This window comes from Acinetobacter rongchengensis (genome assembly GCF_003611475.1).
In the GTDB taxonomy this organism is placed as follows: Bacteria; Pseudomonadota; Gammaproteobacteria; order Pseudomonadales; family Moraxellaceae; genus Acinetobacter; species Acinetobacter rongchengensis.
The window spans coordinates 1-22842 of record NZ_RAXT01000049.1; the positions used below are offsets into that span (position 1 = coordinate 1).

Consider the following 22842-nt stretch of genomic DNA (forward strand, 5'->3'; position numbering starts at 1 on the left):
AGCTTTAAAAATAAATAAAAAAACCACGTTATATAACGTGGTTTTTATTGTTCAATCTAATTATAAATTAAATTATAAACTTAGATTTTACCAACTAGATCGATAGAAGGAGCTAAAGTTGCTTCGCCTTCTTTCCATTTAGCAGGGCAAACTTCGCCTGGGTGAGCGTGTACATATTGAGCTGCTTTAACTTTACGAAGAAGTTCAGAAGCATCACGACCAATACCACCTGCATTGATTTCGATGATTTGGATTTTACCTTCTGGATCGATTACGAAAGTACCACGATCTGCAAGGCCTGCAGCTTCAATTAAAACTTCAAAGTTTTTAGAAAGCGTCCAAGTTGGGTCGCCAACCATTACGTATTCAATTTTTTTGATTTCTTCTGAAGAATCATGCCAAGCTTTGTGAGTGAAGTGTGTATCTGTTGATACTGAGTAGATTTCAACACCTAATTTTTTGAATTCAGCATAGTTGTCAGCAAGGTCACCAAGTTCAGTTGGGCAAACGAAAGTGAAGTCAGCTGGATAGAAGAAAACTACAGACCATTTACCTTTTAAGTCAGCTTCAGTAACTTCAATGAATTGACCGTTTTGGAAAGCTTGTGCTTTGAATGGTTTAACTTCAGTATTAATTAAGCTCATCATTATCTCCATGATTGAGGTACGTTTCTAATATGTAAAGGATCATAGTAAATTTTTTGTTATTGGTGAAATAGTATTTTTTCATAGCTAAAATCGGAAAATTGAATTTAACCAGATTCAAACGCTTTTCACCAATCACGGTTCTTCAGTATTGTTTCATCACAGGCATGGTCTATTTATGCCGTATAGATGTGATGATTCAATGACAGAAGCCTTGCTTTCTGAATCTGCTACAAACATGATGCTTCTTGGCTTTGATTTCAAGTCTCTTTTCGAAAAAAGATATAAAAAATATTTCAATGTATAGAATTTGTGCATATAACTACGACTTGGTACGTAGGGCTATGTTTAATTCTTAGGTTTAAAAATGTTTGTTTTCTTCATCTTCAATGTCATGCAGTGCTGTCATATTTACACGCCATAAAAGCTGTTCAGTTATCACAGTGATGTAAATCCATCGCGTATAAATTCATTTTCTAATTGATATTGAGGGATTATATGCATAGATAAGTTTGTTTTTATTTCAGATATTATTTTAAAGCAGACATGAAATCATATTGAATAGACTATCTCTCATGCTGTTTACAGCGTAAAATACTCAGTTCAATTTGAATATTAGGATAGTGCCTCTGTGTTAAGTGATTTAAATGTCGATCAATTGGTTATGGTTCGAGATCGCCATCGTTTAAGTCGACTTAAAAAGGGTAAAGATGCCAATTCTGGGCAATATCAAGAATTATTTGAAAAATCAAATCATAAAGTACGTGAACGTCTAGCACGTGTTCCCAATATAAAACTCAATCAAGATTTACCTGTAACACAATATGCGGATCAATTGATTGCAGCGATTCAAAAGCACCAAGTTATCATTGTTGCGGGTGAAACAGGCTCTGGTAAAACCACACAGCTTCCTCAGATTGCCATGCTTGCTGGACGTGGTTTGACTGGTATGATTGGTCATACTCAGCCTAGACGTCTAGCAGCACGAAGCGTTTCACAGCGTATTGCTGAAGAAGTTGGTGAGAAGCTGGGCGAGTCGATTGGTTTTAAAGTTCGTTTTAATGAACAAGGTTCTAATGATTCGATTGTTCGATTAATGACGGACGGTATTTTACTGGCAGAGTTGTCTCATGATCGTTATTTAAATAAATATGACACCATTATTATTGATGAAGCACATGAGCGTTCACTCAATATTGACTTCATCATGGGGTATTTAAAACAGTTAGTTAAAAAGCGCCCCGATTTAAAAATTATCATTACTTCGGCAACTTTGGATGTCAATCGCTTTAGTCAATATTTTAATCATGCGCCAATTTTTGAAGTTGAAGGGCGGAGTTTCCCTGTAGAAGTTCGTTATCGTCCTATTTCAGAAATGACCATTGGGGGCAGTGATGATGATGACTTTGATGATTTTGAAGAAAATTTACCTCGTGCTGTGGTTCAGGCTGTAGAAGAATGTTTTAGAGATGCTGAAAGTAAAGGGCATCCTGAACATGCGGACATTCTCATTTTTTCCAGTACAGAACAAGAGATTCGAGAATTACAGGAAACATTACAGAAATTTGGTCCTAAACATACCCAAATTTTACCGTTGTATGCACGTTTAGCATTAGCAGAACAACAAAAAATCTTTAATCCATCAGGTGGTGGACGACGAATTATTATTGCAACAAACGTGGCAGAAACGGCACTGACTGTTCCCAATATTCGTTATGTGATCGATAGTGGTTTTGCACGTATTTCACGTTATAACTATCGTTCTCGGGTGCAGCGCTTACCCATTGAAGCTATTTCTCAGGCAGCGGCCAATCAACGTAAAGGGCGTTGTGGACGTATCGCACCGGGTGTGTGTATTCGCCTATATAGTGAAGAAGATTTTCTGAGTCGTCCTGAGTTCACTGAACCCGAAATTAAAAGAACCAATTTGGCATCTGTTATTTTGCAAATGCAAAGCTTAGGCTTAGGTTCTGTTGAATCTTTTGATTTTATTGAGCCGCCTGATCATCGTTTGGTGAATGATGGTCGTAAGTTGTTGATTGAGTTGGGGGCGATTGATGATGTTCAAAATTCAAATCCCCCTCAATCCCCCTTTACGAAAGGGGGAAGTACAGCTTCGCAAGAACAAAGTTCCCCTCAATTTTCTTCAAAAAAGGCAGGACAGCAAAGTAATGGCCTAACCAAAATTGGGCAGCAAATGGCGAAAATGCCTATAGACCCACGTCTTGCTCGAATGATTTTAGGTGGGGCGCATTTTGGGGTGCTGAATGAGGTACTGATTATTGTTGCAGCTTTGGCAGTACAAGATCCTCGTGAACGTCCTGCGGATAAGCAAATGCAAGCTGACCAAAAGCATGCATTATTTAAGGAAGCCGATTCTGACTTTTTGTTCTATATTAAATTGTGGAACACCCTGACTGAAAACCGTGAAAATTTAAGTGAGAGCAAACGTCGTAATTTTGCTAAGCAGCACTTTCTAAGTTGGTTACGTTTACGTGAATGGAAAAAGACCCATGAACAATTGCTTGATTTAGCAAAAGGTTTAAAGCTTTCATTTAATACCAAAACGGCAAGTTATGAAAATCTGCATCGTGCTTTGTTGACTGGATTGTTGTCATTCATTGCCAATAAAACTGATGAACGAAACATTTTCATGGCAGTGCGCCAGCAAAAAGCACGTATTTTCCCTGCATCGACATTGCATAAAACCAATACCCCATGGGTAATGGCATTTGAAATGGTGGAAACGTCTCAGGTTTATTTACGGACTTTGGCCAAGATTGAGCCTGAGTGGATTTTACTTGCAGCACCAAATTTATTGAAACATCATTATTTTGAACCGCATTGGGCGAAAAAACCAGGTGTGGTGAATGCTTATGATCAGATTTCTTTATTTGGCTTAATTATTGAACCGAAACGTGCGACTAATTTTGAAAAAGTAGATCAAGCGGCTGCACATGAAATATTCTTACGAGATGCTTTAACCACAGGTAACTTAGGTATTACCCCGCCATTCTTAAAGCATAACTTGTTAAAGCTTGAAGAAGTGGAACGTGTTGAGGATAAATTACGTCGTCGTGATTTAGTGGTCGATGAAGAAACGATTTATCAGTTTTATGATGCAAAAGTACCCAAAGAAATCGCAAGTCGTCGAAGTTTTGAGGATTGGCTCGCCACAGTTGAGCCTAAAGACCCTCGTTATTTGTTTGTAGATGACGATGCTTTATGGATGAATGATCGTCCGACCACGCAGCAATTTCCTGACTATTTACACAATCATCAATTGCGTTTAGCTGCAAGCTATCGTTTTGATCCAAGCCATGATGAAGATGGTGCAACGGTTAAAATTCCTGTGCAAGCATTGCCACAAGTGGATGAAAATATTTGGTCATGGGGTATTCCAGGCTGGCGACTTGATTTGATCGAAGCGTTGTTGAAGTCTTTACCAAAAGATAAGCGCCGTAATTTAGTCCCGATTCCAGATACCGCTAAAAAACTAATGAAGCTTGTTGATGCACAACATTTGCGAGCCCATATTTTTGAGTTTTTGGCTTTCCAATTGCGTGCTGAACAAATCACTGCTAAAGATTTTTCTTTTGAACGTATTGATCAATATCTTATTCCTTTTATCAAGGTCATCGATGAAAAAGGTCGTGTTATTGAAAAAGGGCGTCATTTAGATGAGTTGAAAGCTCGTTGTCGTACAGAAACGCATAGTCCTGTGAAGCAGTTAAAAGGTGAATTTAACGTATTTCCTGAACAGTTTGTATTTGAAGCCTCACAAAAAGTCACAGGTGTTGTGGTTAAGCAATATCAAGCACTTGTACCGACTAAAGCTTTTGCCAAGCTTGATGCTAAAGATGAATCTGGGATTGTGATTCAAACATTTAATGATCAAAATGAAGCGATTAAACAGCATCGAGAAGGGATTATCCGCCTCATTCATATGCAATTGGGAGATTTGATCCGTCAGTTGAAGAAGCAAATTTCTAAACCTTTGGCTTTGGCATATTCACCTTTGGGCGATAAAGCACAGCTTGAGCAGATGTTGATTTATGCAACTTTACAAATGGCAATCAAAGATTTACCGATCAATGCAGAAGAGTTTGCAATATTAAGTCAAGATGTTAAAAAGTCATTTCTTAGCCATGGTCAAGCAGCTTTGAAGTTGATTGGCGAAATTTATATTCAATGGCAAGAAATTCGTCAGCATTTGTTGATGTTGGACCAAGATGTATTTGGCAAAAATATGGATGATATTGAAGATCAACTCGATTTGATGAATTTATCCAATTTTGTTTATTCAAAATCTGCGGATATTTGGCAAGAATATCCACGATATTTAAAAGCTTTGATCTTGCGTTTGGATCGTTTGCCGAATAATCTTAATCGAGATGATGCTGCGATCAAAGATATTGATCCGTGGATGGAAAAACTATTTAAGTTTAAAAATGATACGCGTTTGAAGGATGTATATTTCATGGTGGAAGAATTAAGAATTTCTTTATTCTCACAACCGATGAAAACCAAGATGCCTATTTCCCCAACTCGAATACAAAAGGTATGGGAAAAGCTCGGAATCAGTTAAAATAGTAGTAATTTGAGTTTGAGAAATTAAAAAAGGAGTTTTGCATGGGCATCCGTATTACAGGTACAGGTCTATACCATCCTGAAGAAGTGATTACTAATGAAGAATTGGTAGAAAGTTTAAATGCTTATGCGGAACAGTTTAACAGCGAAAATGCTGAACAAATCGAGACTGGTGAAGTTGTTGCACGTCGTGGTTCTAGTGCGGAATTTATTGAAAAAGCATCAGGTGTAAAGCGCCGTTATGTGATTGAAAAATCAGGTGTATTGGATATTAATCGTTTACGACCTCGTTTAGCTGAGCGTTCTGATGAAGCGCTTTCAATCCAAGCGGAATGGGGGGTGATTGCTGCTAAACAAGCGATGGAAAACGCGGGTGTGACGGCTGAAGACATTGATGTTGTTATTCTTGCATGTTCAAATTTACAGCGTGCTTATCCTGCAGTGGCTATTGAAATCCAAACAGCATTAGGCATTCAAGGTTATGCATATGATATGAATGTAGCATGCTCAGCAGCAACATTTGGTTTAAAGCAAGCTTATGATGCTGTGAAAACGGGCGCACGTCGTGTGTTATTGGTCAATGTAGAAATTACTTCGGGTCATACTGACTATCGTTCACGTGATTGTCATTTTATTTTTGGTGATGTTGCCACGGCTTCAATCATTGAAGAAACTGATGCTAAGACAGGTTTTGAAATTTTAGATACCAGTTTGTTTACGCAATTCTCAAATAATATTCGTAATAATTTCGGCTTTTTAAATGGTTCTGAATTAACTTCACGTGATGACAAACAGTTCCGTCAAGATGGGCGTAAAGTCTTTAAAGAAGTTTGTCCTTTGGTGGCTAAAATTATTTCAACTCAGTTGGAAAAGAACAACATTCAGCCTGAAAATGTAAAACGTTTCTGGTTACATCAAGCCAATGCGAATATGAACGAATTGATTTTAAGATTAATCGTGGGTAAAGAAGCTGCTGAAGCTGATCCTGATTTAGTTCCGATTATTTTAGATGAATTCGCTAATACTTCTTCGGCAGGTGTGATTATTGCCTTGCATCGCACAGCTGATCAAGTCAATGATGGTGAATATGGTGTACTTTGCTCATTTGGAGCAGGTTATTCTGTAGGTAGTATTTTAGTTCAAAAACATGTTGCTTAAATCTTAAATTTACTTTTGTAGAGATAACAGCATGACTGAGAAAGCGTTGCAAATACGACACAATTCGAAATTGATTCGATTGATCAGTAGCTTGCAGCGCTTTTATTTTCGCCCAACCTTTTTGGGGGCAGAAAATATTATTGCAAATAAACCTGCAATGTATGTCGGAAACCACACGCTTTATGGTGTTTTAGATTCACCAATTTTGATTGATTACTTATTTACTCAACACAAAATTGCTGTAGTTAGTTTGGCAGATCATGTGCATTTTCACATTCCAGTTTGGAAAGAAGTGGTAAAACGTGTCGGTGGGGTGGATGGTATTCAAGAGTATGCCAAAGAAGCCATGCGACAAGGTTACTCGATTCTCGTTTTTCCAGGTGGTGGTCGTGAAGTGATTAAACGCAAAGGTGAGGCATATCAACTGATTTGGAAACAACGTTTTGGTTTTCTGAAATTGGCGCAAGAATTTGGTTATGACATTGCACCTTTTGTGGCTTTAGGTGGGGATGAGGTTTTTGATTTAGGTTTCGATGCCAATGTTTTATTAAGACAGAAATGGTTTAATAAAATATTGTCAAATCCTAAAATTGGTTCTTTGCTTAGACAAGGCGAAGTGATTCCTTCTATTCCTAGCCATATTATTCCCAAACGAATTCCGTTTTATTTTAAATTTATGCCGCGCTTACCAATAGAGCAAATTAAAACGATGGAAGATATGGTTGTGTTCCGAGAAGAATTACAACAACTGCTTTATCGTGAAATAGCTGCTTTAAAAACATACCGTAAGCATGATTTCAGCGATAAAGAAGCGTAACCCGTTTTATTGGATGAAAAAAAGGAATTAAAATGTACACAGCTTCATGTCTTTGTGGCGCGATACAACTAAAAATAAATACAGAAATTTCAAAGGTATTCGTCTGTCATTGCCAACAGTGCCAAAAGGCGCAGGGTTCAGCTTTTGTAGCAATTTCAGTTGTGAGAGCGCAAGATTTTGAGGTGTTGAGCGGACAAGAACACTTTGGAGAATACTATGCAAGTGCAAATAAGAAGCGAGTATTTTGTAAAACCTGTGCTTCGCCTTTGTATAGTGCACGACTAGATTTACCAGATATCATTCGATTACGTGTTGGTATCATTAATGAACCATTAAATGCTGAAATTGCCTCTCATGCCTTTACTCATGAAAAGGCTGTATGGTTTGAAATATTGGATGATCACCCTAAATTTCCCAAAGCTGTTTGTTGAGATATATGTTCTAAATCCTTTGTAATTGAGTGAAAATTTGTTTGTAATATGCATCAAATTACTGTTTTATAAAATTTTTAATGAATACTTAAGCTTTCCGCATTCCTGTAACAATTAAATCTATAATCGAATCACCATATTTTTCTAAGCCTGTAAGATCACTTGGATTGGCTAAGAATCGTAAAGCCCCATTAATGATCATACCAATAATATTGTGTCCTGTATTCTCACAATCTAAATCAGCTCTAAAGATCTTTAATTCAACACCGTGTTTTAAATAGTTTGCAGTGATTACACCTGCCATTTGTATTAAATTTTGAACAAATTTAGTCATTTCAGCATCAATAGAAGTTGCTTCCAAGAGCAGTAGTTTCAAGGTGAGGGGGTTTTCTTGAGCAAAGTTTCTCAACCGTTCAGAAATGCGCTGACATTGCTCACGATATTCATCAATATTATTAAAGGCTTGTGGTGCATTTTCACCCGTCAATAATGCCATGATTTTTTGCAGTGTCTCTGAAATAACGTGCTGTAAAATATCTCTTTTGTTATCGAAATACCGATAAAAAGTACCGTGCCCAATGCCTAAACGTTGAGCAATATCGGAAATCGCAGTTTGATGATAACCACGATTCGAGAATTCTAAAAAAGCTGCTGCAACAATATCTGCTTGCAGCTGTAAGCGTTGTCGTTCAGCGCGACTTAAATGTGTATTTTCACTCATCAGTAAAATAAACCAAAAATAGCGAGAACTGTCAAACAATAGAAATTGACAAGTCATTCCGTTTTTGACATTGTATTCCAATTGTTCATATTCTAAGCGATTAAAAATGAAACAACATAAAAATAACAGCAAAGCACAAGATTTTTATAAGGTCATCATCGTTGGTGGTGGGTTTGCAGGACTTGGTGCAGCGATCAAACTTAAGCAAGCAGGTATCGAAGATTTTGTTCTTTTAGAAAAAGCTTCAGAAATGGGCGGCGTTTGGCGTGAAAATACTTATCCAGGGTGCGCATGTGATGTACCATCGGCTTTATATTCTTATTCATTTGAACAAAATCCAGCATGGTCACGTGTTTTTGCGCAACAAAAAGAAATTAAGCAATATTTATTGGACGTCGCAGATAAATATCAAGTCATGCCACATGTGCGGTTAAAGCATGAAGCTTTGGCTGCCAAATGGTCAGATGTAGAACAATGTTGGATCATTCAAACAAAGCAGGGTGAATTAAGATCACAATTTACCATTCTTGCATGTGGGCCAATGCACGAACCTGTGTTACCCGATGTTAAAGGCATTGAAAGTTTTAAAGGTGAAATTTTTCATTCTTCACAGTGGCGACATGATATTGATTTAACTGGAAAACGTGTTGCTGTGATTGGTACGGGAGCATCGGCAATCCAATTTGTTCCGCAAATTCAACCACAAGTTAAGCAGCTCAGCGTTTTTCAACGGACTGCACAATGGATTTTGCCTAAGTCAGATCTTCCATTATTTGCTCCTGTGCGTGCCATGTTTAAAGTATTGCCCCTTACTCAGCAACTTATGCGTGGTTCAGTTTACGGTATTTTTGAGACCATTAACGGTGGAATTCAGAGTCCAGCAGCGATGAAAAAATTCCAAAAAATAGCACAATGGCATTTAAATACGCATATTAAAGATCCTATTTTGCGCAGTAAATTAACCCCTAATTTTATTATTGGATGTAAGCGTATTCTTCAATCCAATAATTGGTACCCGACCTTGGCTCAACCTAATGTAGATGTGATTGCCAGTGGCTTAGCAGAAATTCAAGACCATACTTTAATTGCGAGCAATGGTGAGCGTTGTGAAGCAGATATTATTATCCTTGGAACAGGTTTTGAAATTGCTGAACCGCCGATAGCGAATCGGGTTTATAACCGTTTTGGTCAAAAAATGTCTGAGGTTTGGCAAGGTAGCCCAGAAGGTTATATGGGAACAATGGTCGAGAATTGCCCGAATGGTTTTCTGATGTTTGGCCCGAATGTCGCTGTGAGTTCTTCCGCATTTATTATTATAGAAGCACAGCTTGCATACATTATGGATGCATTGAAACAGGCTGAACAGTTGGGGATTAAAACCATTGAACCTAATCCTGAGATTACGCGGAAATTCAATCAGAAAGTTCAGGCTGCTTTGCAGTCAACCGTGTGGAATAAAGGAGGATGTCAGAGTTACTTTATCGACAGAAATGGTCGTAATAGTACAGCATGGCCTTGGACAACATTTAAGTTAAAGGAAAAAATGAAGAAATTTAATTTAGATGAATATTTAGTGGACTATCAACCTCACTCAGTTGAAAAGGCTGAAACTGTATAGAAAATAATCTTCTGAGCTGATTACGGTTTTCACCATTACCAGTGCTATGCATGGATGCTTTATTTGGAAATACGATAAACCAAAGGAATGAAAATGTTTAAAAAACAAAAATTAAAAAACAAAGTGGTTGCAATTACAGGAGCAGCAAGAGGAATTGGGCTTGCGACTGCAGAAGCTTTAATTGCGCAAGGCGCAAAAGTGAGTATAGGTGATATTGATTTGGCACTCGCTGAAATAGAGGCTGCACGAATTGGAGCAAAAGCTTTTAAAGTAGATGTTCGTGACCGTGAATCGTTTGCTGCATTTATTCAAAATACTGTGCAGCATTATGGCAATCTTTATGCTTTGGTTAATAATGCGGGCATTATGCCAATGGGGGCATTTTTAGATGAAGATCCTGCTTTGGCAGATGCGCAAATTGATATTAATTTTCGTGGTGTGGTGATCGGGATGCAATTGGCCTTACCTGAATTGTTAAAAAATAAAACAGGCCATATCATTAATGTGGCTTCATTGGCTGGGCGATTTGCTTTACCAGGTTCAGCAATTTATTCAGGTACAAAATTTGCTGTGCTTGGGTTGACCGAAGCGGTAGCAGGTGAGTTTAGAAATAGTGGTATTGAATTTACAGCCATTATGCCAAGTAAGGTTTTGACTGAACTCACAGCAGGCACTGAGAAAGCTGCTAAAGTGATTCCGAGTGTTACACCGCAAAACGTAGCGAATGCTGTGATTAGTACTTTAATTAAACCGAGATTATTTATTGCAGTGCCTGATTATTTACAAGCTGTGTATACTGTTTATGGCATGATGCCGCAATGGATGCGTAAAAGTGCACGTCAAATGTTGGGGGATGATGGCATATTGACTAAATTAGATCATTCTGCACATTCAAGCTATGCAAATCGGATCCATAAGTTGGCAAAGTAATTGCTTATATAAATATAGTAAGGGGCTTAGGAAGTATAGATATTTTGAAAATTCAAAAATGTGATCAACAATTCACACTAAGAGTCCCTTTTCTATTGCGTCATATATGGCTCAGGAAAAGCTTAGGACGAGGGGGATTTATCATAAATCCTTTCCTGAGCGTAAATAACGCTCATCTTTTAAAAAGAGAGGGAGTTTTGATTGTAAATTAAATGTTCGTCGTAACCCGACTTACATAAGAAGTTTAGTATATACCCAGTTTATGTGCCCTAAAGTAGATACTCCATTTTGGGGCATTTTTTATTTGGTGTAGTTTATCGTTTATCGGTTAGTCTATTGCTTTAGCTTATTTACGAGCACTCAATAATATTTGGGTGGCGAGTCCAAAAAACACTGTACCCATGAACCATTTTTGTAGTTTTAGCCATAAAACATGACGATTTAAGTGCTGTGTAAATGTACTGGCAGTAATAATAAAAAATGAATTCACCAATAAACTAATGATGATTTGTACAATACCTAAAGTAAGGGTTTGTAACAAAACTACATCTGAATCTGGTTTTATAAATTGAGGGAGTAATGCCAAATACATCATGGCAATTTTAGGGTTAAGTAAATTGGTTAAGAAACCCATCAGAAATAGTTTAGAGTTTGAATAAGTTTGGACATAGGCATCTTCAAAAGGTGAGTGTGGGGAACGAATAGCTTTCCATGCTAAGAAGATCAAATAGATCGCACCTGCAATTTTGAGAGTGTCATAGGCCAAGGGAATGGTCATGAGCAGTGCGGTGATCCCAAATGCAGCGCAGAGCATATAAAATAAAAAACCTAATGCTGTACCACCCAAAGATACAAATCCTGCCTTTTTACCTTGGCAAAGTGATCTGGAAATGAGGTAAATCATATTTGGCCCAGGTGTGAGCGCCATGCCTAATGAAATTAAAGCGAAAGCCAATAAATTAGCGCTCATGTCAGGTCATCTAAGCCAATGAATTATGATTTATATTAGACCTAAGATTGAGAATATTCTAGTGATTTGGTACAGCTAAAATGAGATAAATCTTGTGAATTTACCAGAATATAACAGGTCAAACAGTCTCAGACTTTGTGGCTATAAACATTGTCTATACGGGCAGGTATTTTTAAATAGTTTCTCAATCATTTTTGAAAATAATTGATCTATCAGTAACTTAATTTTTGTACTTATGCGTATATAAATTAATTGTGCTTGCGCTATGCTAAGTCATTTAACTTGCTGTAAATTAGTGCGCTGTGAATAAACTAAATAAAAACAATGAGGGAATATATGTCATTAGCTGGTAAAACACTGTTTATTACTGGGGCAAGCCGTGGTATCGGGCGGGAAATTGCACTGAAAGCAGCACAAGATGGTGCAAATATTGTGATTGCGGCCAAATCTACAGAAGAGCACCCAAAACTGGGTGGTTCGATTTTTACCGTTGCGCAAGAAGTTGAAGAGGCTGGCGGAAAAGCTTTGGCAATTCAATTGGATGTTCGAGACCAACATGCAGTCGCCCAAGCAATGCAACAGGCTGCGGAATATTTTGGTGGGATTGATATTTTAATCAACAATGCGGGTGCAATTAAGCTTTCAGGTGTTGAAATGCTTGATCCGAATCGTTTTGATTTGATGTATCAAATTAATACTCGCGCAGTCATGGTATGCAGCCAAGCGGTATTGCCATATTTAAAGAAAAGTGAAAACCCACATATTTTAAATTTATCTCCACCATTGAATTTGGACGAGAAATGGTTTGCCAGTTATGCACCTTATACAATTACCAAATATGGCATGAGTATGTTGACGATTGGTATGAGTCAAGAATTTGCAAACTATGGGGTGAGTGTTAATTCATTGTGGCCAAGAACGATTATTGCCACTGCTGCGATTGAGTTTTCATTGGGTGGAAAGCAACTATTTAGCCGAGCACGTAAACCCAATATCATGGCGGATGCGGCTTATCAGATTTTAATCAATGAAAGACGTTCAATTACAGGACGTTTGATGATTGATGAAGATATTCTCAAAGCATCGGGTGTAACAGATTTCTCAGAATATCGTTATGCAGATACAGATGATGAATTGATGGTAGATTTATTTGTTCAAGAATAGCACGTCTTAATACTTATAAATTTTGGTCTTATTTATATTCAAAATATGTACTTAATGTACTGATTTAAAAAAAATCATTTTGATTGTTTAAAATCGGTACATTAAAACATTGGAAAAAATGATAAAAAAGGTGAATATATAGGGCTGAATTCAAAAAATCAGTGAGATGATATTTCGTGTATGAGTTAGATTGTAAGTTGCTCAGTATTTTTTACTATATTTATAAATTTAAAAGTGTTTCTGCCGCTGCGGATCATTTGGCTATGAGTCAACCTACAGTCAGTAATATTCTCACGAAAATACGCACACATTATAACGATCCCTTGTTTTTACGAATTGGTAATGAAATGGTACCAACAGAGTTGTCCAAACAACTCTATCCATTGGTGAGTGAAGCGTTAAGTAAAGTAGAAATTATCAATAATTTTAGTGTGAATTTTGATGAGTCTGCATCGCAGCAACAATTTACTGTCGCAATGACCGATGTTTCTCATTTGGTACTTTTACCTAAAATTTCTCAATATTTAAAACAACATGCACCGCATGTGAAATTGAATGTAAGAGCGATTACTTCTGAAACCAGTTATCAAATGGCCAATGGTGAAATTGATTTGGCAATTGGTTTTTTACCACATTTGGAAAATGGTTTTTATCAACAAAAATTGTTTGAGCAGTTTTATGTGGTGATTGCTTCGAAAGATCACCCAAGACTGAGTAATGACAGTATTACGGTTGAACAGTATTTGAATGAATCTCATATTGATATTGATGCAGGCATTGGACATTACCATATTGCGAACGAATTATTAAATTTGGATTTAAAACGTAATATTCTGATGCGTATTCCAAGCTATTTAGGTGTGGGTTTGGTTGTGCAAGACACAGATTCTATTGCAACCGTGCCTTATTATTTGAGTGAAGTTTTATTATCGAGAGGTAATTTGAAAATTTTACCTGCACCAATTTCATTCTCAACTTATTCAATTAAGCAATATTGGCATATGTCTTGTCATCATAAAACCAGCCATCAATGGTTGAGACATATGTGCTATGAAATTTTTAGTCAGGTCAACTCAATGCCATTGCCGAGCCAGTTATTGCGACCGAAACAATAAAAATGATGTGGCGATCGTTTTAACGGTGTATTTTGCAATAATTGGCAAAGCGCAAATTGTTTTGGTTTATATTGCTTTCCACAATATTGCCCTAAGTAGGCTAATCCAATTGATCACTATCTGTGAGTTTGTCAGGGGTCATTAAGGCTTGGTTGACATATAGCTTAATGAGACGCTCACGAGAACCAATTGATTTTTGGTAATAGGTTGAATTGAGCAATAAAGATGCGCCGTAAGTCACTGTCCAAATATAAGATAAATAATCACGAATCGACATGATACTATTCAGTGATTTTAAATGCGCGCCAAATAAATCTTTGAGCTCTAAAATGCGTTCTTCACGTATCCGATAAAGCTCTTCAAATAAATCATTGAGTTTTCTTTCGTTATTGGTCAGACGTTCTTCAATCACATGCAATAAAATGGTTCTGTTTGAATTCAGCATGTTGTAAAGCATATATTGCGATACATAGGTTTGAATGTCTTTTTGATAAGATTTTGAAATATCAAGTAATCTTTTCTCATTCTGAATAATGAGTTCTAAGTAAAGTTGATTTTTACTTTTAAAATGTTTGTAAATCGTGCCTTTGGCAATATCCAGTTCTTCAGCAAGTTCGCTGAGGGTAATATCTTGAGTATTATCGAGTAGAAGTGTTTCAGCCATGGCTAAAATTTTCTCTTTCCGTAGTAGAAAATTTTGTTGGCGTACTGAGCTCATGTAATTTGTTCCCAAAACATCTAAAAAGAACCAGCGTTGAGTATATCAGTTATTCAAGCATTCAAAAATAGCTTGCTAAAATAAGATGATATTAAGTCACTCATGGTCAATGTTATGCTCATTTTTTACTAAATTTTGAGCTAAGCATGATGTTTTTGATCATTCAAAAGTTAAAAAACTGCTGTTGATTTGTGTGATTGATCGTTTGAATCAGGTTTATTTTTAGCCTCTTCATTGCATAACTAAAGTGTATTAAAAAGAGTGCATTAAATTTTAATGCACTCTGATTGTTTCATCGACCTGTCATGGAAAGGCTATACGATTAAACTAATACTGCTGAATTAAGCCTAATTGTATTATTACTGATTGATAAATCTCCCCTAACCCTGAGCCATATATGGCGCAAGGCAAAAGAGGGGAACACTTGTGAATTTAATGCGGTATTGAATCCAAGATACTCCCTCTTTTTCCAAAGGTGAGGAGCATGCTCCGCAAGGGGGAGGATTAAAAATGCTTAACTGACTGGCATTACACAGTTTAATCAGCACGACGCCAAACAGTACCTTGACGTGTATCTTCCAATACCACACCTTGATCGAGTAAAGACTGGCGAATGGCATCTGCATTGGCAAAATCTTTATTTTTCTTGGCATCTACACGTTGTTGAATTAAATCTTCAATTTCAGCTTCTGATAAGCCAAGTTGTTCTTGACCGATATCAGATTTTAAAAATTCATCTACATCGTACTGGACCAATGCCAAAATATCGGTTAGATGACGTAAGGTAGAGTAGAAAAGCGTCGCTTGGATTTCATTGCTTTCTTTTACAGTACGATTCAATTCTTTAATGATTTCAAACAAGATTGCAATCGCTTCTGCTGTATTAAAATCATCACACATTGCTGCATTGAAACGTTCAACAAAACTTGTATCTAAGGTTTCGACAGTTTTATTGCCATACACTTGTTGATAAGCTTTAAAGGCATGATAAAAGCGTGAAAGCGTGGTTTTAGCTTCTTTAAGGGCAAAATCTGAGAAATTCACAGGGCTACGATAGTGTGAAGATACAATAAAGTAGCGAATCACTTCAGGATGGAATTTTTCCATCACATCACGAATCGTGAAGAAGTTGCCTAATGATTTAGACATTTTTTCACCATCGACATTGATGAAACCTACATGCATCCAATAATTTACATATTGCTCACCAGTCGAAGCTTCAGACTGCGCAATTTCATTTTCATGGTGTGGGAACATTAAATCTGAACCACCGCCATGAATATCGAAATGATTGCCTAGACTGCAAGTTGACATTGCAGAACATTCAATGTGCCAACCTGGGCGACCATTGCCCCAAGGTGAAGCCCATGACGGTTCATTTTCTTTGGCATGTTTCCAAAGCACGAAGTCAAAAGGATGTTTCTTTTCAACTTCGACATCCACACGTTCAGATGCACCCGCTTGCATATCTTCCAGTTTGCGACCTGAAAGACGACCATATTTTGCAAATTTTTCAACTTCAAAATACACATCACCATTTTCAGCTGGATAAGCGGTGCCTTTATTCACCAGATTACCAATCATATTTTGCATTTGATCAATATAATCTGTGGCACGAGGTGCTTCATCAGGTTCTAAGCAACCTAAACGAGCAGCATCATCATTCATGGCGATAATAAAGCGCTCTGTTAATGCAGAGATGCTTTCGCCGTTCTCATTGGCACGGGCAATAATTTTATCGTCAATATCTGTGATATTTCGAACGTATTTAACCTTCCAACCTTGGCTACGTAGAAAGCGAGTAATGTAGTCAAATGCAACCATCACACGAGCATGACCGATGTGACAGTAGTCATACACTGTCATACCGCACACATACATGTCGATATGTCCTTCTTTACGGGGAACAAATTCAACTTTTTTACGTTGCTCAGAGTTGTAAAGAACAAATGGTTGCATAGGTCGTCTAAATGCTTATATAAAAAGGTAGTTCATCTTAACCTAAGCTCCATATTTCATAAAGATTTATGCGTTATTTTTCTAAGAAAGTGAAAATTATCTATTTAGGAAAGCAGTCTATTGTATTGCTATGCTAAAATATGAAAAATATTCCAGTTGATATTCAAACTCTTTTAGAGTTAAGGTCAGTTCATTTTGAATCTTGAAAATATGCAAAAACAAGTTGATTTTCAAAAGGTCGCACTTGAAACCTTACGCATTGAAGAGCAAGCTTTAGAGATTTTGGCGACGCAAATAGATGATCGCTTTACTCGAGCTTGTGAAATCATTTTGCAATGCAAAGGTCGCTTAGTGATCACAGGTATGGGGAAATCAGGGCATATTGGGCGTAAAATGGCTGCCACATTTGCCTCAACAGGTACACCTTCATTCTTCATGCATCCTGGTGAAGCAGGGCATGGTGATTTAGGCATGTTGGTTGAAGGCGATGTACTCATCGCAATTTCAAACTCTGGAAAGAGTGATGAAATTATGATGCTTATGCCACTCATCAAACATTTGGCTGTACCTTTAATTACCATTAGTGGTGATGATACAGGACCAATGCCGCAAAATGCTGATGTTGCATTAACCTTAGGAAATATTAAAGAAGCATGTCCTTTAGGTTTAGCACCGACTTCGAGTACAACTGCAACTTTGGCTTTGGGTGATGCACTTGCTGTTGCATTATTAGATGCGCGTGGCTTTACTGCAGATGATTTTGCGATGTCGCATCCAGCAGGTGCTTTAGGCAAACGCTTGTTATTACATGTCAAACATTTGATGCATACAGGTAATGATTTACCTAAAGTTTTACCAAATACCCCAATGAACAAAGTGTTGTATGAAATTTCCAATAAACGTTTGGGTTTAACGACTGTTGTCGATGAAAATGACACATTATTGGGTATTTTTACGGATGGTGACTTACGTCGTTTAATCGATAAACAGCAAGGTTTTGATGTGAATTTACCTGTTTCAGAGGTAATGATTCAAAATCCATCAACAGTTTCTAAAGAAATTCGCGCTGTAGAAGCTTTAGAAAAAATGAATGAAAAGAAAATTAATCAATTTATTGTTGTAGATGAAAGCAATAAAGTGATAGGTGTAATTAGTATGCATGACCTGATTCAGGCTGGAGTAAATTAATCGATGGCTTCTTATGTTTTATTAGAGCAAGCGCGTCATATTGAAGCATTGGTTTTAGATGTAGATGGTATTCTCAGTGATGGTTTTGTCACACTAACAAACTCAGGTGATGAAATTAAATCTTTTGATATTCGTGATGGACTCGGTATGAAACTGGCTCAACAAGCGGGTATCAAGGTGATCATTATCACGGGGCGAAAAAGTAATATTGTTGAAAAACGTATGTCTGATTTAGGTGTGGATCTGGTTTTCCAAGGTCGTGAAGATAAAGGCGTTGCGCTGAAAGAAGCTTGTGCGCAATTCAATTTACAACCTGCTGATTGTCTGTATATGGGGGATGATTGGCCTGATCTGTCAGCATTTGCAATTGCAGGTATGAAAGTAACGGTACCTAATGGCCATGTAGAAGTTCGTCGTCGTGCTGATCTCGTTACACAAGCAATGGGTGGCCGTGGTGCAGTGCGCGAAGTTTGTGACATGTTACTAATGTCCAAAGGTGTTTACCAAGAACTACTTGAAAAATATATAGCTATGCCTCATTAATAGCATAAATCTGAACTAATCGAATGTTGAATGTGATTTATGGATACTAAGGTTTTATATGTCACTGCGGTTGTCATAGCGGCAATCAGTGGTGGCTATTACTATTACAGCGGGAAAGGCAAAAAGCTGGATGCAAATTCTGCACAAAGCATGACCTATTCTGCTGAGGGTATTCAATTGGTTCAAACCGATGAAAAGGGTAATTTGTACGTACGAGCTCAAATTGATCATTTGGAGCAAGATTTACAAAGGAAAACGTCAAAACTCAGTCATCTCAATGCGTCAATGTTTCATCAAAATCAAGTTGATTCAACTTTTTTTGCGAAACAGGCTCAAGGATTTAATGATAATGAAAAAGTGGTTTTAACTGGACAAGTTGAGTCAACAAAAATTGGTGAACAAGGGAAAATGGTTTTTTTGACTGACGAATTAACAGGTTATCCTAAACTACGCAAGTTCGAAACAACTCACCAAGTGACTGTTAATGCACCTAATGCTGAATTTATCAGCCAAGGTTTAAAAGCTGATTTAAATGAAGGTCAATATGAATTCGCTCATATTCGAGGAAAGTATGCACCAAATTAAGCCATTTTCACTAACTCAATCTTTCCTAAAAAAAGCGATCGCTACAGTGAGCTTGATGTGTTTATCTGCATCTGTTTTTGCGTTACCAAGTGATCGTAGTCAATCTATTTCACTGGTAGCAGATAAAGCAACGTATAGTGAACGTACTGGTGTCACAACTTACACAGGAAATGTGATTATTGAGCAAGGTACAATGAAACTTCAAGCAGCTTCATTGGTGGCACAACTCAATAAAAACAAACAAATTAGTACCATTACTGCGAATGGTTCACCTGCAAAATTTCAGCAACAATTGGAAAGTAACCGTGGTATCGCACGTGGCGAAGCCCAGAAAATTGTGTATAACGCTGAAACAGGGATTATTAATTTGATAGGAAATGCTTATCTTTATCAAGATGGTGCAAGCATTCGGAGTAGTACGCTTAAATACAGTATGAATAAAGGTGATATCGAAGCTTCGGGTACATCATCTGACTCATCAGGTAGTTCAAAAGGGCGTGTGCAAATTATCATTCCACCTAGTGCAACAAAAACATTCCCTGGAGCGCGTGATTAATGCAAGTGCAGGATCAGACTCAAACATTAACCATCAAACACTTAGCGAAAGTTTATAATAAACGTTGGGTAGTGAAAGATGTTTCTTTCAAAATGCAAAGTGGTCAAATTGTAGGTTTACTTGGGCCCAATGGTGCAGGTAAAACGACCAGTTTCTATATGGTTGTTGGTTTGGTTCGCATGGATAAAGGTGTGATCCATTTAGATAACGAAGATATTTCTGATCTCGCAATGCACCAACGGGCGAGAAAAGGGATTGGCTATTTACCACAAGAAGCGTCTATTTTTAGAAAGTTGAGTATCGCTGATAACATTATGGCGATTCTTGAAACACGTAAAGATCTTAATAAACAGCAACGTCAACAACGTCTTAAAGAGTTATTGGAAGATTTTAAAATCACACATATCAAAGATTCTTTAGGGATGAGTGTTTCAGGAGGCGAACGCCGCCGTGCTGAAATTGCACGTGCTTTAGCTGCTGACCCTAAATTTATGTTATTGGATGAGCCATTTGCAGGTGTTGATCCAATTTCAGTCGGTGATATTAAAGACATTATTCGCCAATTAAAAGATCGTGGTATTGGTGTTTTAATTACAGATCATAATGTAAGAGAAACACTGGCAATTTGTGAGCATGCTTATATTGTCAGTGAAGGTGCTGTGATTGCTGAGGGTACACCCGAAGAAGTTCTTGCCAATGAAACTGTGCGTGAAGTGTATTTAGGTGATGATTTTACAGTTTAATTAATAAAACTTTTTATTCTGTATGATTAAAGGTGAAGTAAATAGCTTCACTTTTTTTATTATCCTAAACTTCTATTTAGATAATATTTAAAGTTTTATTATTTTCTTTTAACTAGTCCTTGTTTTTACGACCTAAATGGATTTGTGCTGAGAATAATTTAATTAATTACATTTGGTTACAAATATAATTTAGCAATTGAGCTTTTTTTAATCATTAAGCTTTAATTATACCCATAATAAAACCATGGGAATAAAAATACACTTGTATATAATGTGCTTTAAATAGCGTAGGATAAAATAGAAAATATCATTAAGTTTGTATTTAAAAATAAGCAAAAGAAATATATAGCTCGCTTAATAGATGAAAAATAAATTTAGTAAATTGAACTAAATAAATATGATTAAGGTCATCAATTAAAATGAATTTTGATTAATATAGAAATAAGAATTTGGATAACTGCATCACTAAAATGAATAGATGCAATATTATTTTTATTTAAATATCTATTTTTCTAATATTTAAGTTCATATTTATTTATTAATTTTTCTAAGTATGTTGTGTACTTGTTTAACTGGCTAGATTTACTTATCTTTTTTAATGGGTAGATATAATAAGACGGGTAATTATATGACAACGAAACCAATATATGAAAAAGGAATGGTTGGAGTCATCACCTTTGATAAGGAAAATATAAGCCATCGTATTTTTAAGGCTAATCTAGATAAAGCTGACATTGTGAAAATTATCAAAGTTGGAAATAACTTGGAGGTTGAGTTAAATACGGGTGAAAAAATTGTTTTAGATGATTATTTTTTAGGAGAAAAACCTAAAGAATTGGTACTGGAGACAGCCAATCAACAGTATTTTTTAGTCAATTTTCAGGAGTTTAATGCTGAGGGTGTTGCTACGAAAGTAGATTATTTGGGTATTAATGATTTTCAAGATTATTTATCAGAAGGTCAGTCTACTGTAGCACCAACATGGGCTTGGGTTGCTACAGCTTTAAGTATTATTGGTATTGCAGCAAGTGCAGGTAGTAGTCGTGGACAGCATTCAAATAATGAAAATAACAATGAAAATAATGAAGATAAAACTGGGCCAATAATAAAATATGACATTTTAGATAATAGCCATATTCAAATTAGTACAGATGAAGCGAGCCAAATTGTTATTTTAGATGCAAATGGTCTTCAAATTGGTTCAGGGGAAATAAACCAAGCAGGGAATATTGAGATTACTTTAACAAGACCTCTGCAAGATAATGAAGTTATCACAATTACTGCAACAGATAATACTGGAAATAAAACGACTGAGTTGGTCAATGTGGGTGATGTGACTGACCCGCTGGTAGAGGTCAATATTATTGATAATAGTACCATTCAGATTATTTCCAATGAAGTTGGTAGTCAGGTAGAAATTAAAGACGAAACAGGCAAGATCATTGGTGAGGGCGTTGTTGATTCAAATGGTCAAGTGAGCATAAATATCGATGAGTTACTAAATGACGGCGATACAATTGTAGTCAATGTTACTGATAATGCTGGTAATAATACGACTGAAGTGATTGTTGTTGGTGATGTTACCGCTCCAATTATTTCAGCAGAAATTAAAGATGCAGATACTGTAGAGATTAAATCGAATGAAGCTGGAACTGTAGAAATTACAGATTCAGATGGTCATATTATTGGTCGCGGATTTGCTACAGGTCATGATGCTGTTAATGATATTCAACTTGATCGTCCGTTGGCTGATGGTGAAATCATTATTGTCACAGTGATTGATGCTTCAGATAATCATCAACACATGCAATTGACTGCGGGTGATGTTACTGCACCACACTTTGTGACAGCTGAGGTAAATGAATCAGGAACAACACTGACAATCACCTATAATGAGACTATAGATAGTAGTAATTTACCTGTAGCTGATGATTTTATAGTGACCGTTGGTGGGATCGTCGTCAATGTCGTTGGGATTAACGTGAGTGGTCAAGATGTGATTTTGACCCTCAGTCAAGCAGTAACGGCAGGGCAAAATGTACAAGTTTCCTATACAGACCCAAGTGTAAACAACGATAGCAATGCAATTCAGGACATTGTAGGAAACGATGCCTCAGACTTAAGCTCAACACTAGTCAATAATAACTCCACAGTAGCAACAGCTGACAGCATAGCCCCCCAACTACAAAGCGTCGAAGTGAATCCCGCTGGACAATTGGTATTCCATTACAACGAAACTTTGGATGGAAACAACCCACCCAATGCCAATGATTTTAGTATCACGGTTAATGGTCAAACCATTACGCCAAGCAGTATCAGCGTGATAGGCAATAATGTATTCCTGAGTTTTATTCCAGCGATTGGGATAGGACAAAGTGTCACGTATAGCTAC

At 36.9% G+C, this 22842-nt stretch carries 19 protein-coding genes; 14 read left to right on the forward strand and 5 right to left on the reverse strand.

Annotated elements, in window-relative coordinates:
• Nucleotides 1-80: 80 nt before the first annotated feature.
• Entirely contained in the window at nucleotides 81-644 is a 564-nt protein-coding gene (gene ahpC / locus D7V20_RS15495) for an alkyl hydroperoxide reductase subunit C (RefSeq protein ID WP_120385003.1), read from the reverse strand.
• A gap of 631 nt (nucleotides 645-1275) precedes the next feature.
• On the opposite strand from ahpC, the gene D7V20_RS15500 reads away from it, so the two are divergent.
• From D7V20_RS15500 to D7V20_RS15515, 4 genes are read left to right on the forward strand one after another with little or no spacing between them, the layout of a single operon-like run.
• Nucleotides 1276-5232 carry a DUF3418 domain-containing protein gene (locus tag D7V20_RS15500; protein ID WP_120385004.1) on the forward strand — a complete coding sequence of 1319 codons (3957 nt, stop codon included), beginning with the start codon at nucleotides 1276-1278 and terminating at the stop codon, nucleotides 5230-5232.
• A 44-nt stretch (nucleotides 5233-5276) separates the two neighbouring features.
• The gene (locus tag D7V20_RS15505) at nucleotides 5277-6392 is read left to right on the forward strand and encodes a beta-ketoacyl-ACP synthase III (RefSeq protein ID WP_120385005.1); all 1116 of its coding nucleotides are present in this window, start codon (nucleotides 5277-5279) and stop codon (nucleotides 6390-6392) included.
• Between the two features lie 31 nt (nucleotides 6393-6423).
• Nucleotides 6424-7209, forward strand: a complete 786-nt coding sequence (locus tag D7V20_RS15510) for a lysophospholipid acyltransferase family protein (protein ID WP_120385006.1) — start codon at nucleotides 6424-6426, stop codon at nucleotides 7207-7209.
• Between the two features lie 32 nt (nucleotides 7210-7241).
• On the forward strand, nucleotides 7242-7640 hold the full coding sequence (locus tag D7V20_RS15515; RefSeq protein ID WP_120385007.1) for a GFA family protein: 399 nt from the start codon (nucleotides 7242-7244) through the stop codon (nucleotides 7638-7640).
• An 88-nt stretch (nucleotides 7641-7728) separates the two neighbouring features.
• Here the strand turns inward: D7V20_RS15515 and D7V20_RS15520 are convergent, their stop codons facing one another.
• A complete protein-coding gene (locus tag D7V20_RS15520) occupies nucleotides 7729-8361 on the reverse strand; it encodes a TetR/AcrR family transcriptional regulator (RefSeq protein ID WP_120385020.1) in 633 nt (210 codons plus the stop codon).
• A 106-nt stretch (nucleotides 8362-8467) separates the two neighbouring features.
• Here D7V20_RS15520 and D7V20_RS15525 point away from each other — a divergent pair, with 106 nt between their 5' ends.
• Both D7V20_RS15525 and D7V20_RS15530 read left to right on the forward strand, forming a co-directional pair.
• A complete protein-coding gene (locus tag D7V20_RS15525) occupies nucleotides 8468-9979 on the forward strand; it encodes a flavin-containing monooxygenase (protein WP_120385008.1) in 1512 nt (503 codons plus the stop codon).
• 93 nt (nucleotides 9980-10072) lie between these two features.
• Entirely contained in the window at nucleotides 10073-10909 is an 837-nt protein-coding gene (locus D7V20_RS15530) for an SDR family oxidoreductase (RefSeq protein WP_120385009.1), read from the forward strand.
• 346 nt (nucleotides 10910-11255) lie between these two features.
• Here D7V20_RS15530 and D7V20_RS15535 read toward each other — a convergent pair whose 3' ends face one another.
• Entirely contained in the window at nucleotides 11256-11879 is a 624-nt protein-coding gene (locus tag D7V20_RS15535) for a LysE family translocator (RefSeq protein WP_120385010.1), read from the reverse strand.
• A 336-nt stretch (nucleotides 11880-12215) separates the two neighbouring features.
• Between D7V20_RS15535 and D7V20_RS15540 the strand changes: the two genes are divergently transcribed.
• Together D7V20_RS15540 and D7V20_RS15545 are read left to right on the forward strand one after the other, a co-directional pair.
• The gene (locus D7V20_RS15540) at nucleotides 12216-13043 is read left to right on the forward strand and encodes an SDR family oxidoreductase (RefSeq protein WP_120385011.1); all 828 of its coding nucleotides are present in this window, start codon (nucleotides 12216-12218) and stop codon (nucleotides 13041-13043) included.
• 176 nt (nucleotides 13044-13219) lie between these two features.
• Entirely contained in the window at nucleotides 13220-14158 is a 939-nt protein-coding gene (locus D7V20_RS15545; protein WP_120385012.1) for a LysR family transcriptional regulator, read from the forward strand.
• Between the two features lie 100 nt (nucleotides 14159-14258).
• Here D7V20_RS15545 and D7V20_RS15550 read toward each other — a convergent pair whose 3' ends face one another.
• On the reverse strand, nucleotides 14259-14876 hold the full coding sequence (locus tag D7V20_RS15550) for a TetR/AcrR family transcriptional regulator (RefSeq protein ID WP_120385013.1): 618 nt from the start codon (nucleotides 14874-14876) through the stop codon (nucleotides 14259-14261).
• A gap of 537 nt (nucleotides 14877-15413) precedes the next feature.
• On the reverse strand, nucleotides 15414-16835 hold the full coding sequence (gene cysS, locus D7V20_RS15555; RefSeq protein ID WP_120385014.1) for a cysteine--tRNA ligase: 1422 nt from the start codon (nucleotides 16833-16835) through the stop codon (nucleotides 15414-15416).
• A gap of 210 nt (nucleotides 16836-17045) precedes the next feature.
• On the opposite strand from cysS, the gene D7V20_RS15560 reads away from it, so the two are divergent.
• The 6 genes from D7V20_RS15560 to D7V20_RS15585 form a co-directional block, all read left to right on the forward strand.
• Nucleotides 17046-18023 (forward strand): KpsF/GutQ family sugar-phosphate isomerase, encoded by a 978-nt coding sequence (locus D7V20_RS15560; protein ID WP_120385015.1) that lies wholly within the window; start codon nucleotides 17046-17048, stop codon nucleotides 18021-18023.
• Nucleotides 18024-18026: 3 nt separating this feature from the next.
• Complete coding sequence (locus tag D7V20_RS15565) at nucleotides 18027-18566, forward strand: KdsC family phosphatase (RefSeq protein ID WP_120385016.1); 540 nt, start codon at nucleotides 18027-18029, stop codon at nucleotides 18564-18566.
• Between the two features lie 39 nt (nucleotides 18567-18605).
• Nucleotides 18606-19151 carry an LPS export ABC transporter periplasmic protein LptC gene (lptC, locus tag D7V20_RS15570; protein ID WP_120385017.1) on the forward strand — a complete coding sequence of 182 codons (546 nt, stop codon included), beginning with the start codon at nucleotides 18606-18608 and terminating at the stop codon, nucleotides 19149-19151.
• Nucleotides 19138-19707: a lipopolysaccharide transport periplasmic protein LptA gene (lptA, locus tag D7V20_RS15575; RefSeq protein WP_120385018.1), complete on the forward strand. Its 570-nt coding sequence runs from the start codon at nucleotides 19138-19140 to the stop codon at nucleotides 19705-19707. Before lptC ends, lptA begins: the two co-directional genes overlap by 14 nt.
• Nucleotides 19707-20450 (forward strand): LPS export ABC transporter ATP-binding protein, encoded by a 744-nt coding sequence (gene lptB / locus D7V20_RS15580; protein WP_120385019.1) that lies wholly within the window; start codon nucleotides 19707-19709, stop codon nucleotides 20448-20450. Before lptA ends, lptB begins: the two co-directional genes overlap by 1 nt.
• A 628-nt stretch (nucleotides 20451-21078) precedes the next feature.
• A partial coding sequence (locus tag D7V20_RS15585) for a SwmB domain-containing protein (protein ID WP_171407843.1) occupies nucleotides 21079-22842 on the forward strand: 1764 nt, incomplete at its 3' end.

Excerpts from the sequence above, each read along its gene's own strand:
- ahpC (WP_120385003.1), bottom strand. The coding sequence starts at position 644 with ATGAGCTTAATTAATACTGAAGTTAAACCATTCAAAGCACAAGCTTTC.
- D7V20_RS15505 (WP_120385005.1), top strand. The coding sequence starts at position 5,277 with ATGGGCATCCGTATTACAGGTACAGGTCTATACCATCCTGAAGAAGTG.
- D7V20_RS15510 (WP_120385006.1), top strand. The coding sequence starts at position 6,424 with ATGACTGAGAAAGCGTTGCAAATACGACACAATTCGAAATTGATTCGA.
- D7V20_RS15515 (WP_120385007.1), top strand. The coding sequence starts at position 7,242 with ATGTACACAGCTTCATGTCTTTGTGGCGCGATACAACTAAAAATAAAT.
- D7V20_RS15520 (WP_120385020.1), bottom strand. The coding sequence starts at position 8,361 with ATGAGTGAAAATACACATTTAAGTCGCGCTGAACGACAACGCTTACAG.
- D7V20_RS15525 (WP_120385008.1), top strand. The coding sequence starts at position 8,468 with ATGAAACAACATAAAAATAACAGCAAAGCACAAGATTTTTATAAGGTC.
- D7V20_RS15530 (WP_120385009.1), top strand. The coding sequence starts at position 10,073 with ATGTTTAAAAAACAAAAATTAAAAAACAAAGTGGTTGCAATTACAGGA.
- D7V20_RS15535 (WP_120385010.1), bottom strand. The coding sequence starts at position 11,879 with ATGAGCGCTAATTTATTGGCTTTCGCTTTAATTTCATTAGGCATGGCG.
- D7V20_RS15540 (WP_120385011.1), top strand. The coding sequence starts at position 12,216 with ATGTCATTAGCTGGTAAAACACTGTTTATTACTGGGGCAAGCCGTGGT.
- D7V20_RS15550 (WP_120385013.1), bottom strand. The coding sequence starts at position 14,876 with ATGAGCTCAGTACGCCAACAAAATTTTCTACTACGGAAAGAGAAAATT.
- cysS (WP_120385014.1), bottom strand. The coding sequence starts at position 16,835 with ATGCAACCATTTGTTCTTTACAACTCTGAGCAACGTAAAAAAGTTGAA.
- D7V20_RS15560 (WP_120385015.1), top strand. The coding sequence starts at position 17,046 with ATGCAAAAACAAGTTGATTTTCAAAAGGTCGCACTTGAAACCTTACGC.
- D7V20_RS15565 (WP_120385016.1), top strand. The coding sequence starts at position 18,027 with ATGGCTTCTTATGTTTTATTAGAGCAAGCGCGTCATATTGAAGCATTG.
- lptC (WP_120385017.1), top strand. The coding sequence starts at position 18,606 with ATGGATACTAAGGTTTTATATGTCACTGCGGTTGTCATAGCGGCAATC.
- lptA (WP_120385018.1), top strand. The coding sequence starts at position 19,138 with ATGCACCAAATTAAGCCATTTTCACTAACTCAATCTTTCCTAAAAAAA.
- lptB (WP_120385019.1), top strand. The coding sequence starts at position 19,707 with ATGCAAGTGCAGGATCAGACTCAAACATTAACCATCAAACACTTAGCG.